The 11,470-nt window shown below is 73.8% G+C and carries 10 protein-coding genes; 5 read left to right on the forward strand and 5 right to left on the reverse strand.

Annotated elements, in window-relative coordinates; translation table 11 throughout:
• Positions 1–54 precede the first annotated feature (54 nt).
• Complete coding sequence (locus MTP13_RS07910; RefSeq protein WP_243570949.1) at positions 55–285, reverse strand: glutaredoxin family protein; 231 nt, start codon at positions 283–285, stop codon at positions 55–57.
• 102 nt (positions 286–387) lie between these two features.
• On the opposite strand from MTP13_RS07910, the gene MTP13_RS07915 reads away from it, so the two are divergent.
• Positions 388–825 carry a YdeI/OmpD-associated family protein gene (locus MTP13_RS07915; RefSeq protein WP_243570515.1) on the forward strand — a complete coding sequence of 146 codons (438 nt, stop codon included), beginning with the start codon at positions 388–390 and terminating at the stop codon, positions 823–825.
• Between the two features lie 85 nt (positions 826–910).
• Here MTP13_RS07915 and MTP13_RS07920 read toward each other — a convergent pair whose 3' ends face one another.
• A complete protein-coding gene (locus tag MTP13_RS07920) occupies positions 911–4,468 on the reverse strand; it encodes a TM0106 family RecB-like putative nuclease (protein WP_243570516.1) in 3,558 nt (1,185 codons plus the stop codon).
• Between the two features lie 72 nt (positions 4,469–4,540).
• On the opposite strand from MTP13_RS07920, the gene MTP13_RS07925 reads away from it, so the two are divergent.
• A complete protein-coding gene (locus MTP13_RS07925) occupies positions 4,541–4,933 on the forward strand; it encodes an MmcQ/YjbR family DNA-binding protein (protein WP_243570517.1) in 393 nt (130 codons plus the stop codon).
• A 7-nt stretch (positions 4,934–4,940) separates the two neighbouring features.
• On the opposite strand, the gene MTP13_RS07930 is transcribed toward MTP13_RS07925, so the two are convergent.
• Positions 4,941–5,573: a TetR/AcrR family transcriptional regulator gene (locus MTP13_RS07930; RefSeq protein WP_243570518.1), complete on the reverse strand. Its 633-nt coding sequence runs from the start codon at positions 5,571–5,573 to the stop codon at positions 4,941–4,943.
• A 121-nt stretch (positions 5,574–5,694) separates the two neighbouring features.
• On the opposite strand from MTP13_RS07930, the gene MTP13_RS07935 reads away from it, so the two are divergent.
• The 3 genes from MTP13_RS07935 to MTP13_RS07945 all read left to right on the forward strand — a co-directional run bounded on the left by MTP13_RS07935 (position 5,695) and on the right by MTP13_RS07945 (position 9,472).
• Positions 5,695–6,738 carry an agmatine deiminase family protein gene (locus MTP13_RS07935; RefSeq protein WP_243570519.1) on the forward strand — a complete coding sequence of 348 codons (1,044 nt, stop codon included), beginning with the start codon at positions 5,695–5,697 and terminating at the stop codon, positions 6,736–6,738.
• The gene (locus MTP13_RS07940) at positions 6,735–8,465 is read left to right on the forward strand and encodes an amidase (RefSeq protein WP_243570520.1); all 1,731 of its coding nucleotides are present in this window, start codon (positions 6,735–6,737) and stop codon (positions 8,463–8,465) included. Before MTP13_RS07935 ends, MTP13_RS07940 begins: the two co-directional genes overlap by 4 nt.
• 62 nt (positions 8,466–8,527) lie before the next feature.
• Complete coding sequence (locus tag MTP13_RS07945; RefSeq protein ID WP_243570521.1) at positions 8,528–9,472, forward strand: NADP-dependent oxidoreductase; 945 nt, start codon at positions 8,528–8,530, stop codon at positions 9,470–9,472.
• A 78-nt stretch (positions 9,473–9,550) separates the two neighbouring features.
• Here MTP13_RS07945 and MTP13_RS07950 read toward each other — a convergent pair whose 3' ends face one another.
• Positions 9,551–10,261 carry an alpha/beta hydrolase family protein gene (locus MTP13_RS07950; RefSeq protein ID WP_243570522.1) on the reverse strand — a complete coding sequence of 237 codons (711 nt, stop codon included), beginning with the start codon at positions 10,259–10,261 and terminating at the stop codon, positions 9,551–9,553.
• Positions 10,262–10,313: 52 nt separating this feature from the next.
• Entirely contained in the window at positions 10,314–11,441 is a 1,128-nt protein-coding gene (locus tag MTP13_RS07955) for a DUF2207 domain-containing protein (protein WP_243570523.1), read from the reverse strand.
• Positions 11,442–11,470: the final 29 nt, after the last annotated feature.

Below are 11,470 nucleotides of genomic sequence, written 5' to 3' on the forward strand. Positions count from 1 at the left end.
GAGCGCTCGGCGTCGCGCGGCGGCGCCGACGGCGAGCTCGGCGCCGACGGCGAGCTAGGCGCCGACGGCGTCGAGCTTCGCGCCGAGCTCGGCGTCGGTGGGCTCGGTGAAGTGGGTGCCGTCGGGGAAGACCACGACGGGGATGTTCGTGCGGCCCGAGATCGACTTCGCCGTGTCGGCGGCCTCGACGTGCACCTCGAGGTCGACGTACTCGTAGTCGACGCCGCGGCGGTCGAGCAGCGCCTTCGAGCGACGGCAGTCGCCGCACCAGGCGGCGCCGTACATGGTGATCCGGTCGGGGTTCGCAGCAGTAGCAGTCACATCGATACTGTACGCATTACCTGGCTGGGGTATTCCCGAACGCCGCCCGCCGGTCAGACTGAGGGCATGCGATTCGAGACGACGATGTCCCAGCTGGGCAACAACACGGGCATCGAGATGCCGCCCGAGGTGATCGAGGCGCTCGGCGGCGGCAAGCGGCCGCCCGTGCTCGTGCGGGTGAACGGCTACGAGTACCGCAGCACGGTCGGGGTGATGGGCGGTCGCTCGCTCATCCCGTTCAGCTCGGACAAGCGGGCGGAGACCGGGATCGGCGGCGGCGACGCCATCGAGGTCGAGGTAGAGCTGGACACGGCGCCGCGCACCGTCGAGGTTCCAGCGGACTTCCGGGCCGCGCTCGAGGCCGCTCCCGGTGCCGTCGCCGCGTTCGAGGCGCTGGCGCCGAGCCACAAGAAGGCCCACGTCACCGCGATCGAGCAGGCGAAGGCCGCGGAGACCCGGCAGCGCCGTATCGACGCCGCGGTCGCGAAGCTCGTCGGGGGTTGAGCTCGGCCGCTGTGCTGACGCCGCTGTGCTGACGCCCCTGTGCTGACGCCGCTGTGCTGACGCCGCTGCGCTGACGCCGTTGCGGTCAGGCGCGGCCGACGAGACGCATGAAGCCGCTGAGCTGGGCCACCCCCTCGGCTCGGTGCGGGAGCCCGTCGAGCAGCCCGGGCGAGTACACGAGGTAGGCCGCCCACTTGGCCCGCGAGATCGCCACGTTCAGCCGGTTCTTGAGCAGGAGGAACTCGAGCCCGCGCGGCGCCGAGCGCGCCGAGGATGCCGCGAGCGACACGATCGCGATCACCGCCTCCTGCCCCTGGAACTTGTCGACCGTGCCCACCGGCACCTCGTGCAGGCCGGCAGCGTCGAGCGCCTCCCGCACGACGCCGAGCTGCGCGTTGTACGGGGTGACGACGATGAGGTCGGCGGGCTCGAGCCGGCGGGGCGCCGCCCGCACCGGACCGTCGGCCGAGTCGTCGGCGTCGATCCACTCGCGGCCGAGCAGCGAGCGGGCGAGGTCGACGACCGCCTGCGCCTCTTCCGGCGAGTGCGTCGAGTTGCCCTCGTGCTCGACCGGGATCGGCGTGAGCCCGGGCGCGACGCCGTCGAGCGAGCGACTGGCGGCGACGGGATGGGACTGCAGTTCGCCCTCGTAGGAGAGCCGCGACACGGGGGCCGCGACGGCCGGGTGCATGCGCCGGCTCTCGGCGAGGAAGTAGCCGAACTCTGCCGGCAGCACGTCGTGCCCGTCGGCGACCCAGCCGAGCGCCGAGGCGTCGACCGGCTCCGGGTGCAGCGCCTGGCTCACCTGCGGAAGCTGCTGCGGATCGCCGAGCAGCAGCAGATTGCGGGCCGCCACCGACACCGCGATGGTCGAGGCGAGGGAGAACTGGCCGGCCTCGTCGATGACGAGCAGGTCGAGCGAGCCCCGCGGGATGCGGCGCACATTGCAGAAGTCCCAGGCGGTGCCGCCGACGACGTGGCCGTCGGGCCGTTCGGAGACGAACGACGTGAGCTCGTCTTTTCGGGCGAACGCGGTGAACGCGCGCAGCCCCGCCTCGGCCGGGTCTTTCACGGCCTTGCCCACGAGCCCGGGGTCGAGCCCTGCGGCGACGATCGCCTCGAGCAGGTGCTCGACGACGGTGTGCGATTGCGCGACGACGCCGATGCGCCAGCCGTGCTCGCGGACGAGTCTGGCGATGACGCGGGCGGCGAGGTAGGTCTTGCCGGTGCCGGGCGGACCCTGCACGGCGAGGTAGGAGTGCTCGAGCCGGCGCACCGAGTCGACGACGGCGCCGAGGTAGTCGTGCTCGGCGCCGACCGGCGCGAGCGAACCCGTGGTGCGCGGCGGGCGACGCCGCAGCACGTCCATGCCGGGGTTGCGGGGAAGCTCGGGGTCGAGGGTCGGGATCGCCGCAGCCCACTCGGCGATCGCGTCGCGCAGGGCGTCGGCCCGCGGGGGAGCGCCGGGCGCGATCGCGACGGGCAGGTCGCGCCACGTGCGCCCCGGCTGGCCGCGTTCCTCGACCCGCACCCCGGCGTCACCGGCCTCGACCACGACGGCGTTCGACCAGGCCCGCTGCCCCGGCCTCGCGGACTGGGCGTCGAACGGCGCCGGCCAGTCGTAGAGGAGGAACACCTCGGCGCCCGGGCTGAAGCGCGAGCCGGGGGCGACCCGACCGTCGAGCAGCAGCTCACGGCGGGCGCTCTGCCAGCGCGGCTCCTCGTACCAGTTGCCGAGCGCACGCGAACGCGCGGGGTCGACGATGAGCACGTCGCGGTGGTCTTCCCAGCTCTCGACGGGCTGGTCGCAGCGCAGGTAGTGCGACCACCAGAAGCTCTTGGCCTCTCGGGCGTGGTAGTCGATCGCGGCGGAGGCGAGCGCGAGCGCTTCGGTGTCGGCGTCGCGCCGGACGCCGTCGAGCGTCGGCCGGGCCGCCTCGCGCTGCTGCACCATCGCGCGCAGACGGAGCGCGAGCGGCGAGGCCTCGTAGATGCGCCCGGGCGCCCGGTCGGCGAGCAGCGCGCCCGGCACCGGCGTGACGCCGGCTCCGCGGCCCAGCTCGAGCAGCCAGTCCCGCAGGCGCAGGGTGGAGACGCAGTCGTAGCGGTTGTAGTCGGCCAGGTCGGCGAGGATGCGGGCGGCCTCGGCCGCGGCCTCCGCATCGCCCTCGAGCTGCCCCGCCGCCTGCAGCTCGCTCGCCCGCACGTATTCGGTGATGGAGTCGGCGCCCGACTTGACGTCGGCCTCGCGCAGCTCGGCGCCCATGTAGAGCGGCTCGAGCTTCTTGATGGAGTACGAGCGGCTGCCCACCCGCACCGCGCGCTTGACGATCGGGTAGAGGTCGACGAGCACGCCGTCGGCGAGGAGCTGGTCGACCTCGGCCTCGCCCACGCCGTGCCGGGCGGCGATGGCGGTCAGGTGCGTGCGCTCGTAGCTCGCGTAGTGGAAGATGTGCAGCTCGGGGTGCACCTGGCGGCGCAGCTTGACGAGCTCGAGGAATCGCACGAGCGCTTCGCGCTCCTCGGCGAAGGAGTGCGCCCAGAACGCCGTGTACTGCTCGGCGGTGTCGATCATGCCCCAGAGGTAGTCGAGGTTCCACTTCGTGCCGTCGCCCTCGGTGTAGAGCGGGTCGCCCTCGAAGTCGAAGAACAGGTCTCCCGGGCTCGGCTCGGGGATGGCCGCGATCGCGCGCGCCTCGCGCAGCTCGACGGGCGGGGCGAGGGGCGGGTCGCCTTCGCGCCAGGCGCCGGACGCCTCGGCGGCGCTCGCCTCGGACTCGGCGCGCAGCTGCAGCCGGGCCTGGGCGCGCAGGTTCTCGAGCGTCGCCTCGGCGAGGTGGGGCACGGGGCCGGTCGACGCGGCGAGCCCGTCGATCGTCGTGATGCCGGCCGCCGCGAGCGGCTCCCGCTGCGTGGTGCGCAGCCCGCCGACCATCAGCACGTCGCGGTTGGCCTGCACCTCGAGCTCGCAGGTGGGGCAGCGCCCGTCGTGCGTGTAGCGCGGGTCGCCCCAGGCGACCGGCGCGGTGTCGGCCTCGCGCTCGGCGACGATGCGGCGCATGCGGGCGAGCCGCTCGCGGTACACCGGCAGGATGTCGGCGAGCGAGTGCGCGCTCACGGAGCCGTCGCCGAGCAGGAGCTCGACGGTGTCGTCGAGCGGCACGCCGAGCCGGTCGAGCTGCTCGGCGTAGGCCCCGAGCTGCAGCAGGGCGGTGACCCTGGCGTGCCGGGCGAGCTTGGAGTCCTGCACGCGGTAGCTGCCGTCGGGCCGGCGCACGATGAAGTCGGCGAAGCCGATGAAATCGGGTTCGGCGAAGGTCGCCTGGAACACGACGGGCGCCCCGGCGGCGAACGCCGCGCTCGTCGCCGCGACGGCGGCCGCCACCTGCTCGAGGTCGCGCACGTCGGGGCGCTCGATCTCGACGACCCCGTCGCCGAACTCCGCCCGGTAGCGCTCGAGCACGCGCAGCTCGTGCGCATCGCCCAGCTCGCCGGCGCGGCGCAGCATGGGATCGTCGAGCGGGGCGAACAGCGCGTCGCGGCCGAGCTTCTGGTCGAGTTCGCGCAGGAAGGCGAACTCGCAGTCGCTCGCCTTCTTGAGGTCGCTCGCGCTCGTCACCACGGAGCCGTTCAGCAGGTACATCGGGCTCCTTCGTTCGGGATGCCTCCACGCTAGCCGGTGCGTCCGACACGGCATCGGCGTAGGGTGTGCGGCATGGCCGACTGGGAGCAGCTCCGCCGTCTCGCCCTCGCCCTGCCCGACACGAGCGAGGGCACGAGTTGGGGGTCTGCGCACTGGCGCGTGCACGGCAAGGGCTTCGTCTGGGAGCGGCCGCTGCGCAAGACCGACCTTGCGGAGCTCGGCCTCGACGAGCAGCCGGGCCCGATCATGGGCGCCAGGGTCGAGGACGAGGCGGTGAAGCTCGCCCTCGTCGAGGAGGACCCGGCGGTGTTCTTCACGATCCACCACTTCGACGGCTGGTCGGCGGTCCTCGCGCGGCTCGACCGCATCTCCGACCGGCGCCTCGAGGAGCTCGTCGAGGAGGCCTGGCTGCTGATGGCGCCGCCGAAGCTCGGCCGGGAGTGGCTCGAGGCCCACCCGGACTGAGCGCCGCCTACGCCCCGGGCGCGTCGAGGGCGCCGCGGGGCAACCCGAGCATCCCCTCGACGGCGTGGCTGATGAGCGAGCCCCGATCGGTCGTGTCGCCCCAGCGCACGAGCGCCTGCGCGTTCAGCCCGTCGACCATGCCGAGGAGCTGCCAGGCCACCGCCGCGGGGTCCTCGGTCTCGAACTCGCCCGCGTCGACCCCGGCCGAGATGACGTCCTGGATCACGCCCTGCCAGGCATCCATCTGCGCGCGCACCTCGACCGCGAGCGTCTCGTTGCGGCGGCCGAGCGCCCACGCCTCGACCCAGACGAGGGTGACGTCGTCGCGGCTGCCGTCGAGAATGGTGCGCACGAGCATGCCGAGCTGCTCGCGCGGGCCGGGCAGCCCGTCGAGCAGCGCCTCGATCTCGGCGACCTCGGCCGAGACGACCGAGGCGAAGGTGCGCGCGATGAGCACGTCCATGCTCGGCACGTAGTGCGCGACGAGCGCCGGGGCGACGCCGGCGCGCGCCGCGACGGCGCGCAGGGTGACGGCGGCGAGCCCCTCCTCGAGCGCGAGCGCGCGGGCGGCGTTCGCGATGGAGAGCGCCCGCTCCGCGGGGGACATCCTGGTGGCGCGCTGACGGGTCGGCGTTGACATGATCCCCCATCCTAGATAGCCTCGGCGCAGATATTGATCATTTGGTCAATAGAATCTGCGAACCTAGACGTGATGCCCCGGACCGCCGAGGCATCCCGAACCTCGAAGTGGAGGCTCCCCGATGAGCTGGCGCATGCCCTCAGAGACCGCACCGCACGACCGCACCTGGATGGCGTTCCCGCGCGAGGGCATCACCCTCGGCGAGGGCGAGGCCCACCAGCAGACCGCGTACGACGCGTGGACGGCGGTGGCGCACGCGGTCGCCGAGTTCGAGCCGGTCACGATGGTCGTGGACCCGAGCGAGATCGAGCGGGCGCGGCGCATGCTGAGCTCCGAGATCGAGCTCCTCGAGGCGCCGCTCGACGAGTACTGGATGCGCGACTTCGGCCCCACCTTCGTGGTCGACGACGAGCGCCCGGGCGTCCTCGGCGCCGTCGACTGGATCTTCAACGGCTGGGGCGCGCCGGAGTGGTCCGAGTGGCAGAAGTCCGCCGAGATCGCCCGTTTCGCGGCGGCGCACACCGGCGCCGAGCTCGTGAGCTCCGTCCTCGTGAACGAGGGCGGCGGCATCCACGTCGACGGCGAGGGCACCGTGCTCGTCACCGAGACCGTGCAGCTCGACCCGCGCCGCAACCCCTTCGCCGACAAGCAGCGCGTCGAGGCCGAGCTCGCCCGCACGATCGGTGCGACGAAGGTCGTCTGGCTGCCCCGCGGCCTCACCCGCGACTACGACGAGTTCGGCACGAACGGCCACGTCGACATCGTCGCGACGATCACCGCGCCGGGCACCGTGCTGCTGCACGCCCAGCAGAACCCCGAGCACCCCGACTTCGAGGTCTCGCGCGAGATCCGCCGGGTGCTCGAGCAGGCGACGGATGCCTCGGGCCGCAGCTTCGAGATCGTCGACCTCCCGGCGCCCGAGACGCTGCGCGACGAGGAGGGCTTCGTCGACTACAGCTACGTCAACCACCTCGTCGTGAACGACGGCATCATCGCCTGCGGCTTCGGCGAGGAGCGCGCCGATGCCCGCGCCCGCGAGATCCTCGAGGCGGCCTACCCCGGCCGCCGCGCCGTCACCGTCGACTCCCGGCCGATCTTCGCCCGCGGCGGCGGCATCCACTGCATCACCCAGCAGCAGCCCACGATCGACGGGGGCGCCCGATGAGCGGCTTCGACGTCGTCGAGGCGCCCATCGCCCGACTCCGCGCCGCCCTGGAGTCGGGCGAGACCTCGGCGGTCGAGCTGCTCGACGCCTACCTCGCCCGCATCGCCGCCTACGACGCACCTGGCACCCCGACGGCGCTGAACGCGCTCGTCGTGATGAACCCGGCCGCCCGGGCCGACGCCGAGGCCTCCGACGCGCGCCGCGCCCGCGGCGAGACGCTCGGACCGCTCGACGGCATCCCGTACACCGCGAAGGACAGCTACCTCGCGCAGGGGCTCACCGCCGCCGCGGGCAGCCCGGCGTTCGAGCACCTCGTGGCGCAGCGCGACGCGTTCACGATCCAGCGGCTGCGCGAGGCGGGCGCCGTGCTGATCGGTCTCACGAACATGCCGCCGATGGCGAACGGCGGCATGCAGCGCGGCGTCTACGGTCGCGCCGAGAGCCCGTACAACGCCGACTTCCTCACCGCCGCCTTCGGCTCGGGCTCCTCCAACGGCTCGGGCACCGCGACGGCGGCCTCGTTCGGGGCGTTCGGCCTCGGCGAGGAGACCTGGTCGAGCGGCCGGGGCCCGGCGACGAACAACGCGCTCTGCGCGTACACACCCTCCCGCGGCGTGATCTCGGTGCGCGGCAACTGGCCGCTCGTGCCGACGATGGACGTCGTGGTGCCGCACACCCGCACCATGGCCGACCTCTTCGAGCTGCTCGACGTGATCGTCGCCGACGACCCCGAGACGCGCGGCGACTTCTGGCGCGCGCAGCCCTGGGTGCGCATCCCGGCGGCGTCCGAGGTGCGCCCGAGCTCGTATCCCGCGCTCCGGCCGGGCGACGCGGCGGCCGCGCGCGAGGTGCTCGCCGGCAAGCGCATCGGCGTGCCCCGCATGTACGTGAACGCCGACCCCGAGGCCGGCACGAACCCGGACGGCGGCATCGGCGGCCCGACCGGGCAGCGCATCGAGACCCGCGCCTCGGTCATGGAGCTGTGGGAGGCCGCGCGCCGCGACCTCGAGGCCGCCGGCGCCGAGGTCGTGCTCGTCGACTTCCCTGTCGTCTCGAACTACGAGGGCGACCGGCCCGGTGCTCCGACCCTGAAGACCCGCGGTCTCGTCAGCGAGGAGTTCCTGAAGCGCGAGATCGTCGACCTCTCGGCGTGGGCGTGGGAGGACTTCCTGCAGGCCAACGGCGACCCGGCGTTCCACACCCTCGTGGGCGTCGACGGCACGCTGATCTTCCCGCACCCCGAGGGTGCGCTGCCCGACCGGGTCGACGGCTTCGAAGACGACATCGCCGACTACCCCGCGCAGGTGGCCGCGCACCCGTACGCCTCGTTCACCGAGATCCCGGAGCTCGAGGCTGGCCTGCGCGGACTCGAGGAGACCCGGCGCATCGACCTCGAGGAGTGGATGGACGGCCTCGGGCTCGACGCCGTCGCCTTCCCCGCGGTCGCCGACGTCGGCCCCGCCGACATGGACGTGAACGAGGCCTCGGCCGAGCTCGGCTGGCGCAACGGCGTCTGGGTCGCGAACGGCAACCTCGTGCCGCGCCACCTCGGCATCCCGACCGTGACCGTGCCGATGGGCACCATGTCCGACATCGGCATGCCGGTCGGCCTCACCCTCGCCGGGCGCGCCTACGACGACACCGCGCTGCTCGCGCTCGCCGCGGCGTTCGAGGCGACGGGCGACCGCCGCACCGAGCCGCCGCGCACCCCGCGCCTGGCGGCGTGAGCGCGGCGGTAGCCCGGCGTCATCCGCGACCGCCGTGCGCCCGGCCTGCCTAGGCTGGGCGCATGGCTTTCGCGATCGAGTACGAGGAGTTCGGCGGACCCGAGGTGCTGCGGTACCGGGAGGTCCCAGCGGTCGAGGCGGCGCCAGGCGAGGTGGTCGTCTCCGTGCGCGCGATCGGGGTGAACCCGATCGACGCCAAGGTGCGCCGGGCGTTCCGGCCGAGCGGGCCGATCACGACGCCGCGCCGGCCGGGGGCGGATGCCTCGGGCGTCATCACCGCCGTCGGCGCCGACGTGGCCGGCTGGCTGCCCGGCGACGAGGTCATCGTCGCCTGGGCCGCCCGCACGTACGCGAGCGAGGTCGCCGTGCACGCCGCCCTGCTCACGCCGAAGCCCGCGGGCGTCTCCTTCGAGCAGGCCGCCGCGCTCGGCATCCCGGTCGGAACCGCCCACCAGGCGCTCGTCTCGCTCGACGTCTCCGCCGGCGAGACCGTGCTCGTGCACGCCGGCGCGGGCGCGGTCGGCCAGGCCGCCATCCAGCTCGCCCGCCGGGTCGGCGCCCGGGTCATCGCGACGGCGAGCGAACGCAACCACGAGCGGCTGCGCGAGCTCGGCGCGGAACCGGTGAGCTACGGCGACGGCCTCGCCGAGCGGGTGCGCGCCCTCGCCCCGCAGGGTGTCGACGCCGCACTCGACCTCGTCGGCACCGACGAGGCGATCGCCGTGTCGAAGCAGTTCGTCCGCGACCCGGCTCGTATCGGCACCATCGTGCTCGGGCCGCAGGCGGAGGAGCTCGGCATCCGTGCCTGGAGCGGTGGCAGCCCGATCCCGCTCACGCCGGAGGAACTCGGACTGCGCGCCGACGCCGTGCCCCTCGCCGCGCTGCTGCTCGCCGCCGGACGCTTCGACGTCGAGATCGCGCAGGTGCTCCCGCTCGCCGAAGCCGCCGAGGCGCACCGCTTGAGCGAGGACGGGCACGTGCGCGGCAAGCTCATCCTCGTGCCGTAGCGGCGCCGGTCCACTCGCGACGTCACGCGAATCGCGGCCGCCCGGCGCCAGCATGCGCCGTTCAGGCGACCTCGCAGCTCAGCCGAGCCGCGGCCGGATGAAGTCCGCGACGCGCGGGGCGAGCCCCGCGGCGATCTCGGCGGGCGGGCGCTTCTTCCCCTTCACCTCGAAGGAGTGCCCGCCGCCGTCGATCCACTCGAGCACGGCCGTCGGGCCGATGCGGGCGACGACGTCGTCGAGCTCCGAGTTCGGCGTCGCGAAGGGGTCGTTCGTGCCCTGCAGGAACAGCATCGGCGTCGTCACGCCGTACAGGTGGGCGTCGCGGAGCTGCCCGGCCTTACCCGGCGCGTGCAGCGGATAGCCGAGGTACACGAGCCCGTCGACCGGCATCCCCTCCGCGACCGCCATGGAGGCCATCCGGCCGCCGTACGACTTGCCCGCCGCCCAGATCGACTCCTCGGCCGCACCGGCCTCCGTGGCGAGCGCGCGGGCCGTCTCGACCGCGGCCCGCCACGCGGCGATCGCGGCGGCGGGCCGGCCCGGCATCCGCCGTCCGGCTTCGATGTACGCGAAGTTGAAGCGCAGGGTCGCGAAGCCGAGACGGGTGAGCGCCCGGGTGAAGCCCGACATGAAGGGGTGCGCCAGGCCGGCGCCGGCGCCGTGCGCGACCACGACCGTTGCGAGCGCGTCGTCCGGCCGGGTCGCGACCGCGGACACCGGGGTCCCGTCGACGTCGATCTGCAGCTCGCGCTCGGCGACGGTTGCGTCGGGCGACTCCTGCTCGGTCATCTCGGCTCCTCACGCGGTGCGGACGGGGTCGCAGCTCGGTTCACGGCTCGGGTCACGGGTTGAGCGCGTCGAAGAAGGCGCCTGCGCCCTCGATCACGGCGCCCGTGGCATCGCTCAGCTCGCCGAGCGAGGCGACCAGTTCGACGGCGCCGCCCGCGAGCTCGATGAGCTGCGCGAGCTCCGCCGTGAGCTCGACGAGCTCGGCCAGCGTCTCGGCATTCGAGGCGTTCGCTGCCTCGGCGGCCTCGAGCTTCAGCTTGGCCGCCCACTCGCGTTCGACGCCGAACACGACGGCGTACGGCAGCAGCCGCTCGTGCAGGTGGAACCGCGCGAGGACGTCGCCGCCCGGCTCGCCCGGATCTGCGCGCGGCTCGGCCGACGCGCTCTCGGCCGGGGCGCTCTCGGCCGGGGCGCTCTCGGCCGGCTCCGGCACGAGCGGTGCGCCGCGGGGCGACTGCAGCGCCCGGAGGCGGTCGGCCTCCGCCACCTGCAGGTACTGGCGCAGCCCGTCGAGGTGCTCCCGCTTCGGGCGGGCCGCGGGCAGGTACTTCCGCCACGACGCGGGGGTGATGATCACCGTGAGGATCGTGGCCGCCGTTGCGACGAGGGTCACGCCGAGGGCGAGCCAGTCGTTCGCGACGAGGGCGAAGACGATGAGCACCGCCTCGGAGAGCATGCCGAGGTACGCCAGCACCGTGAGCGTCGTGCCCGGCCAGCTGATGCGGCGCGTGGCGACGAGGCCCTCGCGGGCGAGCAGATCCTCCGTGAAGCGCAGCAGCGCCTTGATTCGCAGGCCGAGGGCACGCCGGTCGGCCGAGAAGCGGCGCAGCCGCCCGGGAACGTGGTCCGGGCCGACGAGCGCCTCGAGCACGGCGTACTCCTCGGGCGTGAATCGCGCGCCGGCCACGATGACGACGCCGATCGGCGCACGGTCGCCGGCCGAGGCATCCGCCACCAGCCGGATCTTGCGGCGCACGGCCAGCTCGATGAGTGCTGCGGGCACCGCGCGGCGGTCGGCGTCGGCGAGGAGCGCGTCGCGCAGCACCGTCGAGGTGCGGTCGGGCAGGTACTGCACGACCGGCGAGACCGCCGGCTGCCGGGACACCAGTCGCACCGCGATGCCGAACGCCAGGATGACGATCGCCGGCACGAGCGCGACGGAGACGACGAGGGGCAGCACGGGCTCAGTCTAGGGACGAGCTGGAGCAG

The sequence above is a fragment of the Agromyces soli genome (genome assembly GCF_022811605.1).
Taxonomy (GTDB): Bacteria; Actinomycetota; Actinomycetes; order Actinomycetales; family Microbacteriaceae; genus Agromyces; species Agromyces soli.